The sequence below is a fragment of the Geminisphaera colitermitum TAV2 genome, from assembly GCF_000171235.2.
Taxonomy (GTDB): domain Bacteria; phylum Verrucomicrobiota; class Verrucomicrobiia; order Opitutales; family Opitutaceae; genus Geminisphaera; species Geminisphaera colitermitum.
Genome location: NZ_ABEA03000120.1, coordinates 1 through 22,670 on the forward strand (window position 1 = coordinate 1; position 22,670 = coordinate 22,670).

The 22,670-nt window shown below is 61.2% G+C and carries 16 protein-coding genes and 1 pseudogene; 7 read left to right on the plus strand and 10 right to left on the minus strand.

All coding sequences use genetic code 11. The annotated features are described in order from the left end of the window. Positions 1-45: 45 nt before the first annotated feature. The 4 genes from OBACDRAFT_RS14100 to OBACDRAFT_RS14115 all read right to left on the minus strand — a co-directional run bounded on the left by OBACDRAFT_RS14100 (position 46) and on the right by OBACDRAFT_RS14115 (position 5,278). Positions 46-1,128, minus strand: a complete 1,083-nt coding sequence (locus OBACDRAFT_RS14100; protein WP_081722066.1) for a right-handed parallel beta-helix repeat-containing protein — start codon at positions 1,126-1,128, stop codon at positions 46-48. Between the two features lie 26 nt (positions 1,129-1,154). Further along, positions 1,155-1,883 (minus strand): PEP-CTERM sorting domain-containing protein, encoded by a 729-nt coding sequence (locus tag OBACDRAFT_RS14105; RefSeq protein ID WP_043586630.1) that lies wholly within the window; start codon positions 1,881-1,883, stop codon positions 1,155-1,157. 61 nt (positions 1,884-1,944) lie between these two features. After that, positions 1,945-3,354, minus strand: a complete 1,410-nt coding sequence (locus OBACDRAFT_RS14110; RefSeq protein WP_052362020.1) for an FAD-dependent oxidoreductase — start codon at positions 3,352-3,354, stop codon at positions 1,945-1,947. Between the two features lie 490 nt (positions 3,355-3,844). After that, positions 3,845-5,278, minus strand: a complete 1,434-nt coding sequence (locus tag OBACDRAFT_RS14115) for a family 4 glycosyl hydrolase (protein ID WP_081722073.1) — start codon at positions 5,276-5,278, stop codon at positions 3,845-3,847. Between the two features lie 65 nt (positions 5,279-5,343). On the opposite strand from OBACDRAFT_RS14115, the gene OBACDRAFT_RS14120 reads away from it, so the two are divergent. The 4 genes from OBACDRAFT_RS14120 to xylA all read left to right on the plus strand — a co-directional run bounded on the left by OBACDRAFT_RS14120 (position 5,344) and on the right by xylA (position 9,756). Beyond that, positions 5,344-6,153 (plus strand): helix-turn-helix transcriptional regulator, encoded by an 810-nt coding sequence (locus tag OBACDRAFT_RS14120; RefSeq protein ID WP_043586634.1) that lies wholly within the window; start codon positions 5,344-5,346, stop codon positions 6,151-6,153. Positions 6,154-6,225: 72 nt separating this feature from the next. Beyond that, the gene (locus OBACDRAFT_RS14125; protein ID WP_043586635.1) at positions 6,226-6,972 is read left to right on the plus strand and encodes an IclR family transcriptional regulator; all 747 of its coding nucleotides are present in this window, start codon (positions 6,226-6,228) and stop codon (positions 6,970-6,972) included. A 319-nt stretch (positions 6,973-7,291) separates the two neighbouring features. After that, entirely contained in the window at positions 7,292-8,185 is an 894-nt protein-coding gene (locus OBACDRAFT_RS14130; protein ID WP_043586638.1) for a helix-turn-helix domain-containing protein, read from the plus strand. 233 nt (positions 8,186-8,418) lie between these two features. Beyond that, positions 8,419-9,756 carry a xylose isomerase gene (gene xylA / locus OBACDRAFT_RS14135; protein WP_043586639.1) on the plus strand — a complete coding sequence of 446 codons (1,338 nt, stop codon included), beginning with the start codon at positions 8,419-8,421 and terminating at the stop codon, positions 9,754-9,756. Positions 9,757-9,786: 30 nt separating this feature from the next. On the opposite strand, the gene OBACDRAFT_RS14140 is transcribed toward xylA, so the two are convergent. From OBACDRAFT_RS14140 to OBACDRAFT_RS14160, 5 genes are all read right to left on the minus strand, one after another. Beyond that, positions 9,787-12,036 carry a glycoside hydrolase family 3 N-terminal domain-containing protein gene (locus tag OBACDRAFT_RS14140; protein WP_052362022.1) on the minus strand — a complete coding sequence of 750 codons (2,250 nt, stop codon included), beginning with the start codon at positions 12,034-12,036 and terminating at the stop codon, positions 9,787-9,789. Then, positions 11,993-13,393: a polysaccharide pyruvyl transferase family protein gene (locus OBACDRAFT_RS14145; protein WP_052362024.1), complete on the minus strand. Its 1,401-nt coding sequence runs from the start codon at positions 13,391-13,393 to the stop codon at positions 11,993-11,995. Before OBACDRAFT_RS14145 ends, OBACDRAFT_RS14140 begins: the two co-directional genes overlap by 44 nt. Next, on the minus strand, positions 13,390-15,522 hold the full coding sequence (locus tag OBACDRAFT_RS30760; RefSeq protein ID WP_052362026.1) for a heparinase II/III domain-containing protein: 2,133 nt from the start codon (positions 15,520-15,522) through the stop codon (positions 13,390-13,392). The genes OBACDRAFT_RS14145 and OBACDRAFT_RS30760 overlap by 4 nt, the downstream gene beginning before the upstream one ends. Before the next feature lie 161 nt (positions 15,523-15,683). Next, positions 15,684-16,550, minus strand: coding sequence for a PEP-CTERM sorting domain-containing protein (locus tag OBACDRAFT_RS14155; RefSeq protein ID WP_043586641.1), 867 nt, complete (start codon positions 16,548-16,550; stop codon positions 15,684-15,686). A gap of 99 nt (positions 16,551-16,649) precedes the next feature. After that, positions 16,650-17,357: a prepilin-type N-terminal cleavage/methylation domain-containing protein gene (locus tag OBACDRAFT_RS14160; protein ID WP_052362028.1), complete on the minus strand. Its 708-nt coding sequence runs from the start codon at positions 17,355-17,357 to the stop codon at positions 16,650-16,652. Positions 17,358-17,444: 87 nt separating this feature from the next. Here OBACDRAFT_RS14160 and OBACDRAFT_RS14165 point away from each other — a divergent pair, with 87 nt between their 5' ends. After that, positions 17,445-18,506 carry a LacI family DNA-binding transcriptional regulator gene (locus OBACDRAFT_RS14165; RefSeq protein WP_043586643.1) on the plus strand — a complete coding sequence of 354 codons (1,062 nt, stop codon included), beginning with the start codon at positions 17,445-17,447 and terminating at the stop codon, positions 18,504-18,506. Positions 18,507-18,569: 63 nt separating this feature from the next. On the opposite strand, the gene OBACDRAFT_RS14170 is transcribed toward OBACDRAFT_RS14165, so the two are convergent. Next, positions 18,570-20,000, minus strand: coding sequence for a nicotinamide-nucleotide amidohydrolase family protein (locus OBACDRAFT_RS14170; protein WP_043586644.1), 1,431 nt, complete (start codon positions 19,998-20,000; stop codon positions 18,570-18,572). Between the two features lie 130 nt (positions 20,001-20,130). Here OBACDRAFT_RS14170 and OBACDRAFT_RS29880 point away from each other — a divergent pair. Both OBACDRAFT_RS29880 and OBACDRAFT_RS28290 read left to right on the plus strand, forming a co-directional pair. Beyond that, a pseudogene (locus tag OBACDRAFT_RS29880) lies at positions 20,131-21,752 on the plus strand (excinuclease ABC subunit UvrC). A gap of 160 nt (positions 21,753-21,912) precedes the next feature. After that, entirely contained in the window at positions 21,913-22,650 is a 738-nt protein-coding gene (locus OBACDRAFT_RS28290) for a hypothetical protein (protein WP_157837082.1), read from the plus strand. Positions 22,651-22,670 lie beyond the last annotated feature (20 nt).

Sequence of the window (22,670 nt, forward strand, 5' to 3'; positions counted from 1 at the left end):
CATTGTCGCTGTGTGGTTGGGGGGGGGGGGAGGACGTGTGCGAAATTATGGTGTTGGTGTGTTCGCTGGAGCAGTTGTGTCGGCAAATGTTGGTTTGGCTCCGGTCCAGACGACGGTTTTGGCAATGACGGACGTTGTCGGTGTGGTGCGGTTTTTCATCTCCATGTAACTCAGCCAAGGACGGGTCGTGTGTGACTGGCGATGGATGACAGTGTTTTCAAAGGCGGCGTTGACGGTGCCGTTGAGCAGGAGTTGCACGGCGCCGTTGCCCCAGACGCGGACCTTGCGGGCTTCAATGGTGGCGGTGCCGTTGAAGGCGAGTCCGAGGCCGAGGTTGTTGTAAAGGTCGGCGTCGGTCAGGCGCAGTTTGCTTTGTTGTACGTTGAAGAGGCCGTTGTCGTTTTCGTAAAAGCGTCCGCCTCGGATTTCGGCGTCGATGGTTTCGTGCGCGGAAAATCCTTCGTCGAGGTTTTGGGCACCGGTGATGTTTTCAAAGAGGAGGTTCGAGCCGGTGCCGTGGAGGTTGAAGCCGTCGTTGCGCGAGCCGGTGGCGATGAGGTTTTTGTAGGTGTGATGCGAGGCGTTGTTGATGCGCACAGCGAAGGGGCGGGTGGAGATTTCCCAGCCTTCCGGTGAGGTGTCGGGGGCGAAGGTGAGTGTTTTCGCATCAGGGTTCCATGTGATGCCTGCGGTGAATTTGCCTGTGGCGGCGTCTTCGGGGATGCGTTTGCCGTGGTGGCGGAGAACAAAGGGGTATTCTGTAGTTACGGTGGCACTACCTTGTTCGGAGAAGGCAAGGGTATCGAAACCAGTGATTTCGTTGCCGTTGCCTTCGATGGTGACGGGTGCGTCGGGATTTCCATTGGTTTTGATGTAGAGGATTTCCCGATACGGTCCGCTGTCGGGCGCAATCCAGAGTGTGTCGCCGGGACGGAGTTTTGCGGTTGCAGCGGCAAGTGTGCGATAGGTGCCAGGGGGGGGGAGAGGGGAGCTGCGTTGGTCCACAACGACTCGATTGCCGGGTGTTTGCGCAGCGAGGTTTCCGGGTGCGAAGGCAATGGCAGCAAGGAGCGTTAGCAGGGTTGCTGGCAGTGTGGACCGGGTTGATTGGACACAGGATGGCGACATAAGGCGGCGAGTGGTGGTTCGCGTGTTTAGCTGCGTTGACGGCGGCGGATGAGCAGGCTTGTGGCAAGCACGATGGCTCCAAGGAACGCGGCCACGGTGGCGGGTTCGGGAACGGCAGCAGTGCCTTGGATGCTGTAATCAAGGGCGGTGTTGGTGACCACTATCGTAGTGCCATTTGCACTCTCGATGCGTTTTCCGGATTCAGTGGTGTTGACGGCAGAATAGAAGGAGATAGCTCGACTGCCAGCACCTGAATCAAAGCTGAGCAGGAATCCGTAGGTCACGGTGGTGGAGCCGGAGAGAACGATGTTGGCGCTTGAAATATCAAAGGTCAGATAAGTGTTGGCCGTATAGGTGGTGTTGGGGAAAACATCGTGGAAGGTTTTGATGACAGTCGCTGGTTTTTCCGCGGTAGGTGGCAGCGCTTCAAATGCGAAAAGTGTAAGCGTAAAATTTGCGTTTTTGGCACCGACGCCGGTTCCCGATTGGAGTTTGAGTGTGATGGATTCGAGGAGCGTGTCTGTGGAAAGAGCGAAGGTCTGGCCAAGATCTCGTCGGGGGCCCGTCTCTGCGTCAGTCCACTTCCACTGGTAGCCTCCTGTCGTTGTGGGGTGATATGAGGCAACGACGGAACCGGTTGATTGGGCATTGGTCACGGTGACACTGTTGGCAGCAGAGGAGATTGCCACGGAGGTCGCGAATGCGAAAAACGCGATCATGAGGCGGGTAATGGATTGGGTTTGGGTTGTTTTCATAATCTAATGGATGGGCTTGGATTTGGGTTGGATTTGGTGGATTGGAAAAAATGGGAGCGTTTTAGGCGGCGCAGATTTCGGGTTGTGGTTGAGCTTTTTCACTGAGGGTGAACGGAAGGTTTTCGCATACGCCGCCAAGTGCGGCGCGGATTTCAGGGGCGGTGACTTGGTGGAGTTTGCGGTCGGTTTGATGAGCGAGGGCAACGGCAGTGCCAGCGGCTTCGCCGAGGTTCATGCAGGTGGGCATGACACGGAAGCTGCCAGCGGCTTCGTGCGTGGCACTGATGCAGCGTCCGGCAGCAGCAAGGTTGTCGAGTGCGTGTTGGGTGTCGTTGTTGGCGTCGGTGGCTTGTGGCGCGGGGAGGAGGCAGGGCCAGGGGATGCCGTAAACGTGCGGGCCGTCGGTGTTGTTGTGTTGCTCGAATTGGGTGCCGTTGCCGTCGGGCGCATGGACGTCGATGGGATAGGCGCAGAGGACAATGGTGTCGGAGGGAATGTGACGGGCGCGAACGGCATCGGCGGTGAGCGTGGCGCGGCCTACGATGCGGCGGCTTTCGCGCACGCCGATTTGCGGGCCTGTTTGCAGGAGGTGGGCGTTGGCGAAGCCGGGGATGTAGTTGCGAAAGAATGACAGGATTTCGCCCGCTTGACGGCGGCCTTCGATTTCGGCGCGGGTGGTTTCGAGTGGGTTGCAGGCGCTGAGGCCGTTGATGCGGGTGCCGTTGATGGTGACGCGGGTGGGGTCGGAGGGCATCGACCAGAACATGGCGATTTCGGTGCGGGGAATTGTCCATTCGCCAGCGGCGCGGGCGCGGGCGATTTCGGCGGCGAAGTGGTCGCCTTCGACGGCGTAGCGTCCGGCAACGAGGCGGTGTCCGGCGGCGTGCCAGGCGGCGGGGTCAAAGCCGCCGAGTTGCACGACCATGGACATGGGTTGGGTTTTGCCGTCGGTGTGGCGTCCGTGCGTCATGCGTGCTCCGGCAAGGGCGCAGGCGTCGGCGTCGCCGGTGGTGTCGATGAGATAGCGGGCGCGGACGCGAATGGTGGCGCTTTTGCATACAAAGGTTGCTTCCCAGTTGTCCTGCGTGCGTTGGACGGTTGTCAGGAGTGCATGATAGAGGAGCGTTCCGCCTGCGTCGTGTAGTTGGGTTTCCATGACGCGTTTGCAGTTCTCCGGTTCAAAGAAATCGGCTTGCGCATGTGCGTCGTAATAGTGCGCGCCGAGGCGGGACTGGAGTTGCACGAATTCGAGATAGGTGGGGCCCGCGAGGTTGTGGGCGGCGGCGCGGTGGTTTAGGTGGCAACTGAGGCCGGCGGCAGTGCCCATGCCGCCGAGGTAGCCGTGGCGTTCCGCAAGTAGTGTCGGGCAGCCGCCGCGCAGGGCAGCCAGTGCCGCGCCGTATCCAGCGGGGCCTCCGCCGATGACGAGGCAGCTTGTTTCCAATTCGTGGTGTTGCAGGGGCGAACTCACGGTAGGCAACAAGTGGCACAGGGGGCAGGCAGACGAGTCGAAGCAGAGGTTTCGGATGGGTGACGTTCCGCTAATGGAACAGGTGCTCCCTGTGGAACGAGGGAGAGGGAGGGAAAATCTCACGCGGAGGCGCGGGGGCGCGGAGAGGGGGGGGGGGGGGGAGGGGGGGAGGCGCGGTAGCGCCCGTAGCGCAGGCATCTTGCCTGCAAACTAAATTGATTGCGCGAAGCGCGGGGACTTTTGCTGCGTTTGTTTTTGGGAAGCAGCGCTTCGCGCAGTAGATTGGATGGCAGGCAAGATGCCTGCGCTACGGGCGCTTCCGCGCCTCAGGCCTATCGTCCCTTCGTGACCATTCGTACGCACAGCGGAGGCCTCGGACGAAGCGCAGCAGCGCGGAGATGGCATCGCCGGAGGCGATGGCCCGAAGGGCTGCCCTCGGCAGAGGGCACAAAGGCCTCCCTACCGGTTAAGACGACGGATTTATGCGGTGCTAGTAGAGCTGCGGCGCATTGCCGGTGGGGGCTTTGGTCGGAGCGAGGGGGGCGACGGGGGCCGTCTGATCGGACCAGCCGGGGAGCACGTCTTTTTGCGCTTCGAAGAGTTCGTCAATCACGGCTTTGGCCGTGGCGATTGAGTTGATCAGTGGGTCCATCGCCAGCGCGCGCACCAGCAGGTTGCGGTCGCGTTTCACAATCGCCTCAACCGTCAACTCGTGCACGTCGAGGATTTGCATTTGGAGCGCCCGCAGGCCAAGGGGGAAATCTCCCACCGGCAGGGGACGCGGACCGTTGCGATCGAGCTGGCACTCCAGTTCGAGGAAGGCGTCAGCGGGCAGGTTGCCGACGGGGCGTGTGTCGTCTTGGGTGCAGTTGGAGTTGGAGCGGTTGATGAAGTAGTTGCGTCCGTCTTCTGTGACCATCGTGTTGATGATGTCAGTGGCGTGGTCGGGGCCGTTGCCCGAATGAAACTCGTCCATCGGCTTCGCGCCGGAAAGGTAGTCGTCCACCTCGGTCCACATGGCGGCGGTTCTTTCGTCGCGTTCGTCGCAGTCGAAGACGGAGAGCGGTGGAATGGGTTCCTGGATGGCGGCGCGGCCTTGGTAGTAGGGGACGTATTCCTTGGTGTGGCCGGTGCAGGTGGGCACCGCGCCGAAGGTGTCGGCTAGTTGCGCGGTGATGAAGTTGTTGAAGCGGCCTTTGGAATAGCCGGAGTCTTTTTCGCCAACGGACTTCGCGCGGAAGGCTTCGCGGATGTCGGGGAGCACGTCGCGTCCTTTGAGTTCGGCGCGCAGCATCCAAGTGAAGTGGTTGACGCCAGCGATGCGCATGTCGAAGTCGGCGGCCTCTGCTTCGTCACGTCCGAGGAGTTTGAGGTAGCCGAGTTTTTTGTGCGGGAGGTGATGCGAATCGCAGAGGGCAAAGGTTTTTGTTTTGGAGTGGCGCATGAGTCCGATGCCCATGATGGCCGAGGGGTTGATGTAGTTGATCAACCACGCATCGGGGCAGATTTCCTCAACCGCACGGGCGATCTCGAGGATGTGGGGGAACTCGCGCATGGCGCGAAATACGCCGCCCGGTCCGATGGTGTCGCCCGAACACATGCGGATGCCGTATTTGGCGGAAATCTGGCAATCGATGCGGCGGTAGTGGGCGTTGCGCACGGCGAAACTGAGCACCACGTAGTCCGCGCCGGGCAGGGCTTGGCGGAAATCCGCGAAGCCTTCGACCGTGGTGCCGGAGCCGGAGGTGTCGGCAGCGAGGCGCGCGAGCCGCACCATGCGGTCGAGATTGGCGGGATCAGTGTCCACCAGGGAAAGCGTCCCGCCTTTGAGGCCGGGAAGGTGATTCATGGACCAGATGGCCTTGCGTCCGAAGAAGAGGCTGCCTGCTCCGATAATAACGATTTTAGGTTTTATGTTGCTCATCGTTTTCAGGTTGGTCGGGCAGATTTCCTTTTGCCAATAGCAGCGTTGTGGCATTTTTAGCACTGATGTTGCGCAATCGAAATCGCCTGATCGTCTTCCGTTCCGCAGTCCCGGCGGTGCCCAATTTGCCGTTGCGCGTGCGCTCGGCGGGGCGCAACGAGGCGCCGCGCGGTTGGGAAGAGGCGCCGCGTCAAAAGTGGTTTCTCGAATTGTTTTGGGGGCTGGAGGGGCGTGGTGAATTTCGGGTGGACGACGCTTGGACTTCCCTCGAACCGGGTCGGATTTTTATCTATCGGCCCGGCGATACGCACCATTTGCGCGCAGTGTCGGATCGCTGGCGGTATTGCTGGGTGACTTTTGACCATGCGGAATGTGTGCGCTGGTTCGATGCGTTCGGGCTTGGCGGGCGGCTTCACCAAAGCGGAGCGTGTCCCGAGAAGATTTTTTTGGAAATCACCGCGGCGTTGCGCGAATACACGGCCGAGGGCGAGCGGCGGGCCGCTCACTTGGCGCACGCGTTGTTGCTGGCCGCTTCCGCCAAAACGAGTCCACCTGCGCCTGACTCGCTTCCGGCGCGGGCGAGGACGCTCATGGACCGTCTTTTCGCCGATCCCGCCGTGGGCGTGACCGAATTGGCGGAGCGCTTGCGCGTGCATCGCAGCACTTTGTTTCGCTGCTTCGCCGCCAGCCACGGTCTGAAACCTTCGACTTACCTTCACAATCTGCGCGTGCAACGCGGTCTTGTTTTGTTGCGCGAAACGGGTGCGCCCATCCACGAGGTGGCGCTCGCTTCGGGCTTCGCCGATGCGAACTATTTTTCCCGCGCCATCCGCGAGGCCACCGGTTTGAGTCCGCGAGAGTTTCGCAACAGTTGATGGTGCCTCGTGGCTTGCGCCGGAGGCGGCGGGCTGGCTGGATGCGCGTCTGGTCGCCGCATGAAACCCGCCATGAAACAGACTCCGCTGACGCAAGGTATCGCGCTCGTTCGCATGATGGTTCACGCAGGGCATTCGCTCGGGGTGACGCGTATCGCGGAGGAGTTGGGGATGCCGAAATCGTCAGTGCATCGCTTGCTGGCGTCGTTGCAGGATCTGGGGTTTGTGCAACGGATCGAGGCGACGAAGCGTTACACGTTGAGCGCGGATATTTTTGATTTTGTGCACGAGATCGCCTGGCACTTCGGGCGCAATTTGCGGCTCGATGATCAGTTGCGCGCGGCAGCGGTGAAGTTGGGGTGCAGCGTTTACATCAGCATGTTGGGGCGGCGTGATACGTATGTGGTTTGCGCGGCGGGCGAGGAGGGCAACACGACGCGCTTGGGGTCGCATGGTCGCGCTTACGCGTCGTCGGTGGGCAAGGTGTTGGTGGCGCAGTTGCCGGAGTCGGAGTGGGCTCGTTACGCGCCGGGCAATGATGAGGCGCCGGCAACGCGTTATACGAATCGTGATCCGAAAAAATTTCTGGCGCAGCTTCGTGAGGCGCATCGGGCGGGGTTTGCGTGGAATCGGCGCGAATCAAGCAAGGATCATGTTTCGGTGGCGGCGGTGTTGCGTGAGCCGTTCATCGATCCGCCGCGTTTGGCGGTGGCCTTGTTGATGCGTCATGAGGCGTTCGCGTTGCGCGACCAAAAGGAGTTGGAGGTGGAATTGTTGAAATTGGCCGGGGAGTTGGAGCGGGAACTGGGATCGCGTTGAATAGCAGCGGCGGGGGGGGGGGGGGGGACTCAAGGTGATGTCAGATGTGGATCAGGTATGGAGTCAGGTATGGAGTGCGGCGATTCATCGCCGCCTTGACAGGCCGTTTTAACGGCCTGCCCGCCTGCCTCTCGCTGTTTTTGTTTCGCTATGGGGCGGAGGGTGGGAAGGCGGGAGGGCGGGAGGGCGGCGTGATGAATCGCGCCGTCCAAAGCGGTGATGAATCACCGCACTCCAAGCAATGCAGCAAGCAACGCAATGAGGCGACATTGTCGTTGCCGGGAGGGGGTGTTCCGATTGTGCTTTTGGTTCACCAAATATGGCCGTGCTTGCCAAAGGCGTTGATTACTTCGGTGCGGACGGGTTTCCCGTCACGGTGCGGCGTGTGGCGACGCAGGCGGATGGCGGAGAATCGCATCCGCATGATGTCACGGAGATCGAGCACTGGCACGATTTCTGCGAACTGGCGATGGTCACGGGGGGACGCGGGGTGCATGTGCTCGAAGGGGAATCGTTTCACGTTTCGACGGGCGATGTATTCGTTCTTCAAGGACGGCAGGTGCATTGTTTTCGGGAACGGCAGGGTTTGGCGCTCATCAATGTCATGTACGATCCAGAACGTCTGCCGTTGCCGCTTGGGTTGTTGAGACGGCTGCCGGGTTACAGTGCGCTGTTTATGTTGGAGCCGACGTTTCGTAGCACGCATCGTTTTTCGAGTCGCTTGCGGCTTGCGCGTCGTGAGCTTGGGAGTGCGGAGGCGATTGTGGAACGGATTGAGAATGAATCAAAAGCAGCGCAGGAAGGACATGAGGCGGTGTTGCTTTCGTTGTTGGTGGAGCTCATGGTGTTGCTGTCGCGTCACTACGCGCAGAGCGACACGCGGGAGAGTCATGCGCTGCTGCAAGTCGGGCAACTGGTGAGCATGTTGGAGCAGCGGTTTGGCGAGCCTTGGACCTTGGAACAACTGGCGGAGCAGGCGCGGGTTTCGCGGTCCAATTTATTGCGCATGTTCAGGCAGGCAACGGGGCAATCGCCTATCGATTTTCTCATCGGGTTGCGCATCGAGGCAGCGCGGCGTTTGTTGCGGCGGAGTGATCTTGGGATGACGGAGATCGCGTTGGAATGCGGGTTTTCGGACGGCAATTATTTCGCCCGTCAGTTCCGAAAAACCTGCGGTGTCACGCCTAGCATTTATCGGCGGCAGATGAGGTGATGCCGGGGGGGGGGGGGGGGAGGGGAGGGTGTTTTGCTGGTTTTCGATTGTGCTAAGTGGGCGTGGCAAATGGTCCCTTTGTGAATGCATCGAGAACGTTTTTTCTGATATAAGAAAGTGGCGCGGGCGTCTCGCCCGCAATTCCGATGTAGCAGGGGTTGCGGGCGAGACGCCCGCGCCACGCTGAATTGCACAACAGCCGTTACTCACATCTGCATCTCCCAAAAAACATCATGAACACCACCAAACTCACTATCGGCTCTCGCGCCTATTTTCCTGAAATCGGGTCCATCGCTTACGAGGGGCCGGACAGCAGCAATCCGCTCGCGTTTCGTTACTACGACGCCAAGCGCGTTGTCGCGGGGCGTCCGTTGCGCGAACTCATGCGTTTTGCGGTCGCTTACTGGCACAGCTTTTGCGCCAACGGCACCGATCCGTTTGGCGCGGCGACGCGGCCCATGCCCTGGCTTTCTGCGGCGGATCCCGTCGAGCGCGCCCGCGCCAAGATGGATGCGGCTTTTGAATTTATCACCAAACTCGGTGCGCCGTATTATTGTTTCCATGACGTCGATCTGGTGGACGAGGCTCCGACGCTGGCGGAATCCGAAAAACGGATACAGGCCATCGTTGCGTATGCGAAGGAGAAGCAGGCGGCTTCGGGTGTGAAATTGCTTTGGGGCACGGCGAATTTGTTCAGCAATCCGCGTTATATGAATGGCGCGGGCACCAATCCCGAATTTCCGATTCTGGCGCGCGCTGGCGGTCAGCTCAAATCGGCCATCGACGCGACCATCGCGCTCGGCGGTGAGAGCTATGTTTTCTGGGGCGGTCGCGAGGGTTACATGTCGCTTCTCAACACCGACATGAAACGTGAGCGGGAGAATTTTGCGCGCTTCCTCACCATTGCCCGTGACTACGCCCGGGCGCAGGGTTTTCGCGGGAAATTTTTCATCGAGCCCAAACCCTGCGAGCCGAGCAAACATCAGTATGACTACGACGCGGCCACGGTGATCGGCTTCTTGCGTGAGTTCGATCTGTTGGGCGATTTCCAACTCAACATCGAGGTCAATCACGCGACGCTCGCGGGTCACACGTTTCCGCACGAGTTGCAGGTTGCCGCCGATGCCGGGTTGCTCGGCAGCATCGACGCCAACCGGGGCGATGCGCAAAACGGTTGGGACACCGACCAGTTCCCCATCGACCCGGTCGAGCTTACCGAGGCGATGGCAATCATCCTGCAAGTCGGCGGATTCACGCATGGCGGCATCAATTTCGACGCAAAAATCCGCCGCAACTCGACCGACATTGAGGACTTGTTTATCGCGCACATCGCTGGAATGGACGCGTTTGCCCGCGCCGCCATCGCGGCGGAAAAATTGCTCAAGGAGTCGCCGCTCCCGGCGATGAAGAAACAACGTTACGCGACCTTCGACAGCGGTGCTGGGCTCGCTTTTACGCAGGGCAAACTTTCGCTCGCCGACTTGCATCAAATCGCGCACGAGCAGGGCGAAGTCACCCCGCGCAGCGGAAAACAAGAACTCTACGAAAGCATCTTGCTACGTTACATCTGATCGGAATGCAGGCGGGACGCCTGCGCCACTTCAACGTAGCTCAAGCCGTGCGGTCAACGGGACGGTGGAATCGGTGCCGATACCGATGAGGAACTGGCCGGGATCGACACGGAACGTACCGTCCGATCCGTGGTATCCGAAATGTTTCGACGTGAGCGTGAACGTCACTTCACGTGACTCTCCGGAACGCAGTTGAACGCGTTCAAACCCTTTCAACTCGCGGTCGGGCCGGGTGGTTTCAGCGGCGGTATCCTGCACGTAACATTGCACGGTTTCGACGCCTTCACACGGACCTGTGTTGTTTATTCGGATACGGATAACGACGGGTTCGCCAATGCTTGCGGAGGAGGGTATCAGCGTGATTTCGGAATACGTGAACCGCGTGTAGGAGAGGCCGTGACCAAAGGGAAAGAGAGGGTCGGCGGGGAGGTCTTGATATGCGCGATAGTGTGGCATTTGGCGGAGTTTGCCGGGGCGTTTGCGATTGTAGTAAACGGGGATTTGCCCGACGGAACGGGGCATCGTCACGGGGAGTTTTCCGGAAGGGTTGACGTGGCCGAGAAGGACGCGGGCGATGGCGTGGCCGGCTTCGGTGCCGCCGTGCCAGGCGAGAAGCCAGGCGTCGGCGTGCTGGTGCGCGGCGGGCGAGGGCAGCGGACGTCCGCTGCACTGCACGACAACAAGGGTTTTTTCGAGGCGGGCGAGGGTTTCGATGAGTTGTTCCTGACCGGGGGGGAGTTCGAGCGTGCTGATGCAGCGCGCCTCGCCGGTGCGGAGATGGCTTTCGCCGACACAGGCGACAATGACGTCAACATCGACGGCTCCGGCGGTGGCAAGCATTTCGTCGCTGAAGGCAGGGTCGGCGGTGCGAAGATCAAGCGCAATGGGCGCTCCGGAATCAGCGGCGGCGGCGAGCAAGCCTTCATGGATGTTGGTGACATCTTCGGGGCGGCCGTCGAGGCACCATGTGCCGAGGTGTTGGCGGCGGGCGGCGGTATAGGGGCCGACAAGGGCGATGCGTAGTGGTTTTCCGGATTCACCCGGTTTCAAGGGCAGGATGCCGGCGTTGTTGCGGAGGAGGACGATGCTTTGCTCGGCGAGGCGGCGGGCGGTGTCGATGTGGTCGGGACGGCGCAGGACTTTTGGCGCGAGCGCGGGGTCGATATAGGGATTTTCAAAAAGACCGGCGGCAAACTTCATGCGGAGGACGCGGCGGACGGCGTCGTCGAGGCGGGACATGGAAACGAGGCCGTTTTCGATGAGTGCGGGGAGCTGCGTTTCGCAGAGGTGTTCGGAGTCCATTTCCATGTCGATCCCGGCGTTGATGCCCTGGGCGGCAGCGGCGCGGGCGTCGAGGGCGGCTCCGTGTTCGATGAGGTCGGTGACGGCGCCCCAGTCGCTGACGATGACTCCGTTGAAGTTTTGCCCGCGTTTGAGCCAGCCGTCCATGAGCGCGGTGCTGCCGCTGACGGGGGTGCCGCCGAGGTCGTTGAAGGAGGACATGACAGTGGCGACACCGGCTTTGACGGCGGCGGCAAAGGGGGGGAGCACGAAGTTGAGGAGTGTGTTGGTGGTCCACTCGGTGGTTTCGTAATCGCGTCCGCCTTCGGAACCGCCGTATCCGCAAAAATGTTTCGCGCAGGCGAGCATGTGTTCGTTGGTGGCGGTGTCGCCTGGCTCGCGGCCTTGGTAGCCGCGGATGACGGCTTCGCCGCAGCGGGCGATGAGCAAGGGGTCTTCGCCGTAGCCTTCGACGATGCGGCCCCAGCGTGGGTCGCGGGAGAGGTCGATCATGGGGGCAAAGCTCCAGTGAACGCCTTGCGCACGGGCTTCGCGGGCGACGCAGGCGGAGGCGGTTTCGATGAGCGCGGGATCAAAGGTTGCCGCTTGCGCGAGCGGGATGGGAAGGACGGTGGCGTGGCCGTGGATGACGTCGCGCCCGTGGATGAGGGGAATGCCGAGGCGGCTTTCCTCAACAGCGATGCGCTGGAGTTCGTTGAGGATTTCGGGCGTGGCGAGCGGAGTGCCGAGTCCGTTGCCGGCCCAGGCGTTGTTGGAGAGGATGCGGGAGCCCCAGCGTCCGGCGCGAAGGCCGGCCTTGATTTCGGTCTTGCGGCGGCGGTAGTCGCGCATGGGGGTTTGCTGAAGCTGGCCGATTTTTTCGGCAAGCGTCATGCGGGAGAAAAGGTCGGCGATGCGATGTTCGTGCGGGAGGGTGGCGTCGCGATAGGGAGCGTCAGCGGGCGGTTTGGCGGTGGAGGAGGCCGGAGCGTTGTTCATTGGTGGAAGCTGGGCGGGCACGGGCGAGTTCGGTGCGGCCGAGGATGAGGTGGAGTGCTTCCTGCTGGCGGCGGGTGACGAGGGACATGGCGCAGGCGAGTTTTGCGCGGGTCGTTGTCGGGGTTTTGTGGATACGGAGGAGTTCGGCGGCGAGCGTTTCGCCGGTGGTGGAGGAGGAGTCGAGGTCGATCATCCAGTCACCAAGGCCGATGTCGGACCACATTTGCCCTTTGCTGGTTTCGGTCGGGGTGCGGAGATAGAGGGCGGGGGTGCCGGCGGCGATGGCAATGATGGGGGAGTGGCATTCCATGCTGAGGAGGGCGATGGCGTTGCGGTAAATGGCAGCGGCTTCGTCGGGGAGCCACCAGGTGTTTTTCCAAACGGCGAGGGGACGGACGTCGTCGGGGAGTTTGTTGATGATTTCGGTTTTGGAGAGTTCGACTTCAAAGAGCATTTCGGGGCAGACAATGACGGGGAGGCGGGTCTGGCGTATCCAGCGGGTAATGGTGTCGCGGAGTTTTCCGAGGTCGGTGGAGGTGTGTTCGGCATTGTAGGCTTCGCGCCGGAGGTCGTTTTCGGTGGGCGGGCGTTGTTGCATTTTGTAGTAGGGGGCGAAGCGGGTGCGGGGGATGACACAGATGTAGCGGCCGGGTTGAAGGTTTTTCTCACGAAGCCAGGCGGTGGCGCGGGTGGTGTCGTATTGGTTGACGCCAAAGACGGCGTCGGGAGTGAAGTCAAGGAGGGGGGCGCGGATGTTTTCGCGTTTCAGGTAGTCGAGCGTGGTGGTTTCCCGGCAGAGGACAAAGCTGGCGTGGTCGAGGATGTCGCGCTCGGAGGTGTCGAGCGGTTTTCGGTTGGTGATGCGGGCGAAGAGGGATTGGCGGTCAATGGTGATGCCGTAAAAGCCGTAAGGTTTTTGTGGGTTAAGAGCGCGCCAGATGGGAACGTCGCGCGCGGCGACGTGGAGTTCGGGGGCGGAGCTGTAAAGGAGAAGGTCGGCGCGGGTGAAGGCGTCGCGGAGTTCGGGGGTGTCAGGTTGTCCATCGGTGATGCGGCCTTGGACGATGGGGAGGCCGGGGAAGTAATGGCGAATCATGGCCTCGGCGCCGTGTTCGTCGATATTCATGGGCCAGAGGATCAGGTCGGCCTGCGGAGTGAATTTTTGCAGGAGGGTGAGGAGGCCGGGGGTGTGCGCGATGTCGCCGATGTTGACGGTCTGCCAGCCGGAACGAACGAGGACCACAGGGCGGGGAAGGGAGGGGGCGGTGGACGCGATGGGTGTTGGAGCGGCGCTGGCAAAATCGGCAATGGTGAGGATGAGCGGGAGTAGCAGCAGGAACAGAGGGTGAGGTTTCACGGGCGGGTCGTCTTGAAGGTGGGTTCGTCGGTGCGCGCAGCCTGGAGGTGGCGGGGGTCGGTGTCGGATTGCGTGATGGTGTCGGTCCAGCCGTCGCCGTGAAGCGTGATTTGCAGGCCGCCGGGGATTTCCTGAACGGTGATGTCACGCACGGGATTTTGTTTTCCGGAGGTTGCAGCAAAGGCGGGGAGCAGCGCGGTGACGTAACGGATGTTGTTCCCTTCGGATTTGAGAGCGTAGGTTTCCAGGCGACCGCCGGGGAGGTCGTGGTTGGGCGCAGTGGGTGCGCGGGGAGCGAAGGCAAGGCGGGCAGGGTAAAGGGCGCGGATTTCGAGCGAGCCGGTTTTGTTGCCGACATGGAGGCGGTCCGTGGTGGCGGAGGGGGGGGAGGGGGGAGTGATGCGTTTGGGGAGGAGTTGTGCGAGCCATTCAACGATGAGGGGGCGCGAAGCATGGACGTTGTCGAATACGAGGATGTAATCGCCGCGCCGATGGAGGACGCCACGCCGCGCGTAGTCGATGTCCTGATACGCCTGGGTCAGATCAACGCTTGTCCAGCACCAGGCGGGGGTGGTTATGAAGGAGTCGATGGTGCCGCGGGCGGCGGAGTCGGAGCGCTGGTTTTTGCCGTCGATGAGGAGGGTGGAGTGGGCTTCGGTGGTGGTGGAAAAATACGTCCAGCGGCGTCCGGTGGTGCGGTCCCAATAGCCGCCGGTGTTGTCGCGTTTGCCCTGGCCGTAGCGGGGGGCGGTGAGGAGCCATTCGTCACCGAAAGCGAGGGCGAGGGCGCCGGCGTCGAGATGGCCGTGGTTGCGGTTGTTGACGCCGGATTTGATGGAGAGGAGGTAATCGTTTTTCGTCCAGCCGGTGCGGGTGGTGACGATGTCGGAGACGGTGGCGTGGTAGTCGAGGATGACGGGCGGCGTGGCGGGGAGGGTGGGATCGAACCAGAGGGATTGCCAGGCGATGTTGCTGGTGATGCCGTCGTCGGTGCGGCAGGGGAATTGGCGGGCGAGGAACTGGCCTTCGGTGGAGCGGTATTGGCGGGCAAGGGCGTGGAGGATGGCAGGGGCGGGGGCGGTGCCGCCAACGGCTCCCCAGGGGAGGGGGCCGCCAAAGCCGGGGGTGGAGCCGTGGAGTCGATAGGCAATGGCGTTGCGGAGGAAGGGGTGCCGGTAAAGTGTATCAGAACCGGTGATACGGCGTGTGCCTTCGATGTATTGGGTGATGAGGTTGAGGCTGTAGGCCCAATAGGAAAAGCCTTCGGGGGTGCTGCCGTCGGCGTTGTTGGCGGGGATGACGCGATCGAAGTTGATTTGCGCGGCGGCGAGCCAGCGGGCGGCTTCGGGGATTTCGTCGAGGAAGGCGAGGCCGCAGAGGCCGAGCGCGGCGGCGCTGACGTGGTTGTGGTTGTTGTGATAAGAGAGCGCCCAGAAGACGCCGCCGTGGAGGCCGTCGGCGATATCGTTGACGTGATGGCGGATGGTTTTGCGAATAACGGCTTGTTCGGCGTCGGTCCAGATGCCGGGGTGCCAGTCGGTGGCAATGGCAATGCCACGCGAGAGGTGGGCGGCAGCGAGGTGCATGCCGCGGGAACGCAGGCCCCAGCTCGGATAGGCGCAGGCGGTGAGAACAACGTCACGGATGTTCCGGCGGATGGCGGGGTCGTCTTCCAAGGCGAGGGCAAGCGCGGAGACAACGAGGTTGTCTCCGATGGGGCGTTGCCAGAGTTCGGCTTCGGCGGATTTGAGTGCGTTTTTTGGTGTGACCCAGGCTTCGGGGGGGCGGTAGGCGACGGGGGGTTTGGCGGCGATGGCGCGGGCATGTTCGAGAACGGCGTCGAAGAGTTCTTTTTCGCGGCCTTGGGCGGCGGCTCGGCGGGCGCGGAGGTTTTTTTGCCAGGCAGTGTCGGGTGTGAAATAGATGCGGGGGTGGCTGGCGTTGGCGATGCCGGTGGCGGGCGCGGGTGTAGTGGTGGCGGAGATACGGGCGCGCCATTCGGGGAGACGTTCGACGGCGAGCGCGCCGGCTTCTTCGCGGGTAACGAGTTCGGGCTTCGCGGAGAGGACGAATGCCTGAAGGCCGAGCACCGAAAGGAGAATAAATCGAAGGTAACACACAGGTTTCATGAATGGAGATCGGGACTGGAGGGGGGGGGGAGGAGGTAGGCAGGCGGGCGGGTGGAAAAATGGAAAACGGGGACAGGAACAGTGGTCGGCAGGCAGCAGGAACACTGAACACTAAACGTCGAACACTGAACACTGAATGGCGAAATCAGCTTGCGAAGCAGTCAGCGGCAGCGCTTGCGGATGACAGCAAGGAGGAGCGCGGTAACGCCGATGAGTGCAGCCCAGGTGGCGGGTTCGGGCACGGGGGTGGCAACGTGTAGCTCCACGTTGTCAATCCAAGCCACGCGGTTTCTCGTGTTTGTTGTGTCGATCAAAAATCCGATGCCGGTGATCGTGTCGCCGAGGTTGTTCGCTACTTGAGTGGCGGTGAGGGTGATGCCTGTCGAGCCGAAGGTGATGGCCTGCCAGTTGGTGGATTGGAGACCGGTGGTGGTCGAGGTGAAGTCGAGGGTTTTGGCTTCGGCGTTTGTCACGCTGCTGTTGGAACTCGCAGTGCTCACGGTGTAAGTGTTGTGCGAGGCATACCAGTTGGTGTTGTTGACCTGAACGAGCACCCGAATGCTCATCTCGGTGCTGCTCAATGCCTGATCCCAGGTGAGTGAGAGAAGGTTGTTCGTGGTCAGCGAGAGGGATTGGAAGTCGGTGAGTGTAGCGAAGGGAGCGGCGACGACAAAGCTGCTGGTGAATGTGCCTGTAGTGCCTGATGGTCCCGAATGCGCGAAGATGGCACCGCGGTCGTTGGCGGTGTCCGTGGCGTTGGTGGCGTGATCCCAGCCGCTGACGCCATGGTGCCCGAGGCGCGGCGTGCTGGATGTGCCGGGGGATTCAGCGTAAGAGGTGCCGGCGGCATCCCAGCCCTGCCATGCACCGGACAGGGCTCTAAGGGTGTTTGCGTTTGTTTGGAAATACCAGCTTCGCACCACTTCGGAAGTAGCGGCTGCAGAGAGACCGGACGGCAGTGACAGGAGGCTGGCAAAAGCGACAGCTCCGAGTGTTGCGGGGATGATGGATGTGTAGTGGATTTTCATGACGTGGATAGGGCTCCTTGCGGATTCGGATTCCGGATATGTGAAACAGAAGAAGGTAATGCAGTGTGCGGGGGGGGAGGGGAGGGGGGGGACGACGAATTAGAAGTCGGGTGGTGCGGTATTGTGCAGGAGCCACTTGTTGCCGATGGCGGTGTCCTTGAGATTGGGCAGGGGGGGCGCGGCGAGGGCGCTCACATGGCCGTCAATGAAGAGGACGTTGGCCTTGCCGTTATGGCGGAGGGCGATTTTGCCGTCACCGCCTTTGACGAAGACGAAAAACTTGGAGGGTTCGAGGTAGGTGGTGTTCTTTTCGGAAACATCCATTTCGGTGATGTAAACCTTGCGGGCAGGTGTCTGGAAATCGGAGAGCAGACGACCTATTCCGGTGCCGGCCTCGCCCTCCGGATTGGAGGCGAGAGCCGCCGATGACATGCCGTAGTCCTTTTTGTTTTTGTCCTCGTCGAGTTTGCGTTCTGTCACGGACGGGCAGACCCAGACGGTCTGTGCGTTGCGGACGCTGGCGGTGGAGAGATAAGGGGCGAAACGGGTCTGCCACCAAGGGTTTTCACCCAGGCTGGTCTGGTAGTTGAGACGCCCCTTGTGTTCTCCAACGTAAAGGAGCGAGGCCACGCCAAACTGACGCAAGTTGGAGAGGCATTTTGTGGCGTTGGCAGCCTGGCGGACACGACCGACTGTCGGCACCAAAATGCCTGCCAAAATGCCAATGATCGCAATGACAGTGAGCAGTTCGATGAGAGTGAAACCAACCGGACGCACAAATCGGGAACGGAAAAATTGAGTGTTCATGGGGAGCGGGGGAGTTGGATGACGTTGGGGAACAGCCAATGACTTTATGCTCGACTGACAATCTTCTCGCTGCTCACACAGTAAAGCATGAATGAGAACGTCTCATTTTCCACCTCTTCGAAACCGGACAGGCGCGTGACACAGCAGGATGTGGCGGAGGCTGTCGGGGTGAGCCGTTCGGCGGTGTCGATGGCGTTCAAAAACCATCCGCGCATCTCAACGCAGATGCGGGAGCGCATTCGTGCAACTGCTGCACAGCTGGGCTACGAGCCGGACCCAATGCTCGCGGCGCTGGCAGCATATCGGAACCGGCGTCGCCCGACAGGGTTTCACGGGACGCTGGCCTGGTTGGTGAGCAGCAAGGGAGGTTACAGTTGGAACCGGATACGACAGTTCGCGGAGTTTTTCGAGGGTGCGCGGTCGGCGGCACAGCGGCATGGGTTCCAGTTGGAGGTGTTTGATCTGGCAAAGTCGGGGGGACAGTTGGGGCGGGTGGCGGCAGTGCTGCGGGCGCGCAATGTCATGGGCGTGGCGGTGGCACCACAACCGGAGGCGGGCACGGTGCTGACGGATTTCCCTTGGGAGGATTTTTCGGCGGTGGCGCTCGGTTACACGCTGGCGGAGCCGCGCCTGCATGTGGTGGCGGCGGCGCAGTTTCACGCGGCGGTCGAGTGTCTGCGGCGGTTGCGCGAAACGGGACACAAGCGCATCGGTTTTTTGTTAAGCCGGGAGCATGTGGAGCGCACGCAGCTCCAGTATCTGGGGGCCTGGATGGCGAGCCAGGAGATGGCCGGGCTGGGGGGGCAGGTGCCGGCGGCGTTGATGGACAAGGATCACAAGCCTGGTCCGTTTCGGGAATGGATGAAGCGTTACAAGCCGGACGGGATTATCAGTGGCGATTATTTGCCCGGGCATCTGCGGCGGTTGGGGTGGCGGGTGCCGGAGGATGTAAGTGTGGCGTGTCCGAATCTGGCGAGCGACGGGGGCGCAGTGTCCGGTGTATGGGAAGTGCCCTTCAATAGCGGGGCGGCAGCAGCGGATTTGCTGGTGTCGTTGATCCATCGTGGCGAGCGTGGTGTCCCGGAGACACCGCAGACGGTGCTCGTCGAGGGGCGCTGGATGGAGGGGAAAACACTGCGGGCCCGGTGAGAGAGGGGGGGGAGGGGAGTGCGACGGGCAAGTCCGTGTCTGGCGGGCGTATCATCGTATCCGTTATTCAACCACACCATCGGTTCTCGGCATGCGAAACGTGCTGGCGCCGCGGCGGGCGCGGAGGAGTTCGCGGCGCAGCCAGTCGATGGCCGCCATCACGGCGCGTTCGCGCACGACATCGGTGCCGCCCGGGTAGTGCTGTTTTTTCGACCATATGCCGTTGGGAGTGCAGAGACCGATGTAAACAGTGCCTGCGGTTTCGTCCGTCGCAGGATTGCACGGGCCGCCAAAGCCCGTGATCGCAATGCCGTAGTCAGCGCCGAGTCGCTCGGTCGCGCCCACGGCCATTGCCACGGCCCCTTCGTCGCTCGCGGCACCGTGTTGCATGAGGAGTTCCTCGGGCACGTCGAGTAGTTGCATTTTGGATTCATGGGAACAGCACAGGCAGCCGCCCGCGAAAAATTTTGCCTTGCCGCACATGTCCATGAACGACGCCGACAAGTGTCCGCCTGTCACCGTCTCGGCCACGGCCAGCAACTGTTCCTGTTCGCGCAAGAGGTCGGCAACGACCTTGGCGGGCGTCTCGTGTCCGAAGCACAAAAAGTCTTCGCCGAGCAGCGTGGCGCATTCCTGCGCGATGGCGTCGAGTTGGTCGAGATTGAATGCGCCCGAGGGTGAGCTGAGGCGAAAATCCACCTGCCCGAAATGCGCGCAGTAAGCCACGCTCAGGGCTCCACTGGCGACGCCGTGGCGGTCGAGAATGGGTTGCAGGCGCATCTCCAACGCGGATTCACCGATGCCCGCGGTGCGCACTTGCACGTAGGCTTCGCGTTGCGCCACGAGTCCGCGTGCGGCGAGGCGCGGCAGGACTTGTTCGATGAACATTGGCTGCAATTCGTTGGGCGGACCGGGCAGCATGATGAGCACGCGGTGGCGATTGTCGTTCGCGGCGGCGGTAGCAACAGCAGCAGCGGGGGGGGGGGGGGGGGAGGGGAGGAGTTCGAACCAGAGGCCGGGGGCGGTGCCGTTGGGATTGGGCAGGACTTCGCCGTCGGCGAAACGCCACGCCTGCTTCAAGTTGTTTTCGGTCATCTTGCGACCAAGGCGCGCAAACCGGGCCTCGATCGCCTCCACGATGGCGGGCTCGAACACGAGTTTTTGGCCCAACACCTCGGCGATGGCCTCGCGCGTGCGGTCATCGCACGTGGGGCCGAGTCCGCCGGTTGTGATGACCACGTCGGCGCGCGCCCAGCTTTCGCGAAATTGCGCGGCGATGGTGGCGGCCTCGTCGGTGATCGTGACGTTGCGTTGCAGGAGCACGCCCCGGCGTCCGAGTTGAGTTCCGATGAAGGTCAGGTGGCCGTTGGCAGTGAGTCCGAGCAGAAGTTCGTCCCCCAGGGTGAGCAGTTCGTAGCGCGGCGACGCGACGAAGCGGGAGGCGCTGGTGGCATCGGTGGCGGCTGTGGTGGACTGGCCCGGAGGAGGATTCATGCGTTAAGGCAGGCGGAAAAGGGCAACGAATTCGCAAAAACATCCCGCTGGCGTCAAGCGCGGCCATCGGGGGCTCTTGCGACGTTGCTCAGAGCTTGCTGCTGCCTAAATGTGGTTAAGCTGGTCAAAAATGCCAGCCACCGAGCCAGTAAACCTCAAAGAGAAGGTCCGCCACCTGCCCGACAAGCCGGGAGTCTATCTGATGCGCGACCGCCTCGGACGCATCATCTACGTAGGCAAGGCCAAGAGTTTGAAGAAGCGCGTATCATCCTACTTCATGCCCTCGCGCGCGGCCCGCGAACTGCACCCAAAGATCCGCGCGTTGATCCAGTTGATCGCGGATTTCGACACGATTGAGGTCAAGTCCGAGCCCGAAGCGCTGTTGCTCGAAGGCCGGCTCATCAAGGAATGGCGTCCCAAATACAACACGGACTTCACGGACGACAAACGCTTCCTGCTTGTGCGCGTCGATCCCATGGAACCCTTGCCCAAGTTTCGCCTCACGCGTATCCGAAAAGACACTCGCTCGCGTTACTTTGGTCCCTTCGCGCACAGCGGCTTGTTGCGCAAAACTCTCGCGCAAATGCGCCGCCAATTCGGCATCCTTCTGGGCGACGCCACGCCGCGCCGTCTCGACGACGGACGTTGGCAGCTCTACGACGACGTGCGTCAGGACCTCTACAGCAAGGTCGGGGGGGGGGGGGGGGGCGAGGCGGGAGCGGTGGAAAGAACAGCAGGCGAAGTGGGAACCGCGGGCGGTGCGGGAATGGCGGGAGGAGCGGGAGCGGCGGGAGGCAACGAAATCACCGAGGCCGACTACCGCGCGCGCGTCGAGGCGGCCTGCGAATTCCTCGACGGCAAATCCCGCGAATGGCTCGCCCAGTTGCGCGAGCAGATGAGCGCAGCCGCCGCGAAACATGAATTCGAAAAAGCCGCGGAGCTGCGCGACATCGTTTTCGCGCTCGAAGGCACCTTGCAGAAAACGCGCAAATTCGAACGCAACCACCCCGTCATTGCCACCGACACCGCCGCCATGCGCGCCCTCGGCGAAGCGCTCGGCCTGCCCGCCCCACCGCGCACCTTGGAGTGCTTCGACATCTCGCACATCAGCGGCACCTTTGTAGTGGCTTCCATGGTACACTTTGCCGACGGACGACCCGACAAAAACAATTACCGTCGATTCCAGATCAAAAGTTTCATCGGCAATGACGACTTTCGCGCCATGGAGGAAGTCGTGGGACGCCGTTACCGCCGCCTGCGCGAAGAAGGAAAACCATTTCCCGACCTCATCGTGATCGATGGCGGACGCGGCCAGATCGCCGCCGCGCTCAAGGCCTTTGCCATCATCGATGCCCCCCCCCCCCCCTCATCGGATTGGCCAAAAAACACGAGACGATCATTTTCCCCGACGAACGCGCCCCGCTCAATCTCCCCCTTACGCATCCCGCACTCAGCCTCCTGCAACGCTTGCGCGACGAAGCGCATCGTTTTGCCAACACCTACAACGCCGACCTGCGTTCCCGCAAAATCCGCGAGAGCGTGCTCGACGATTTTGACGGCTTGGGCGAAGTGCGCCGCGCCGCGCTCCTTGCGCACTTTGGCGACATCGACCGCCTCCGCGCCGCCACCGAAGCACAGATCCGCGAGGTCTCCGGTTTTGGTCCCAAACTCGCCGCCGAACTCCACGCCTGGCTCCACCACGCAGATGAATCCCGGCGTCTACAGTTCGAAGGCGACGGTCGTGATGCGTGAGATATCATGTTTCATGAGACCTTCTTGAGCGTGTGGTAATGGGGTGCAGAGATGATAGAAAAACGGGCATGCACGTGGAGTCGAGAAGTCGGACATCGGTGAAAATAATGATTTGTGCTCCGATGATGTTTGGGCAGCATCCTGATAAACCTCCCATACAATGAGAAAACCCCTCGTATTCATCCTCCTGTGTTTGGCCCCACTCAACATACCGGCAACTGATCCGGTTTCTACATCCGTTTCCAGCGCGGAAAACCCAGCCGCCGTGCCGGTCGCTCAAGCCAAAACCAATATTGAGGGAGCATTTGGACTAAAGCTTGGAGATGTGTTCGATGAAAAAATGGTGAAGGAAATAGCAATTTTGCAGGTTAAAGGACGCGATGGGAATACCGCAACACTGGCACGTTCAGGTAAGAAAATGGATACAGGAGGATTATCGTATTATGTGGTGCCTCCTTATCCCAATTCTTTATTTGGGGGTTATTGCGTGATCGTCACCCCGACGACCAAACGCATTTTCAGGATTTATGCGACTATGGTTGAACAAGCCGGACAATGGAATGGTGGAGCGCGGACGGAAGCAGAGGAACGGGCTGCAAAAGAAAGCATCGCTGAGAAAAACCTAAGCGAGTTAAGGGAAATTCTGATACAAAAATATTGGAGTAACCCGGATGCTCCAGAACCTACTTTGCAAGGAATCGACGCTCGATACGCTGAGAAAATACGCATGTGGAGGAGACGTGCCCCATTGATAAATCAGGGCGACAGACAGATCATCTTTTCGGATACTATTATTCAGTATGTTGACTACGCATTGGAAGCGGAGGCTGCCAAGGAGAGCCAAACAGAGTTGGAAACCAAATTGATTCGTCCGCCGATCGATACCACCGGGCTTTGATTGGGTGAACTCTTCACGCT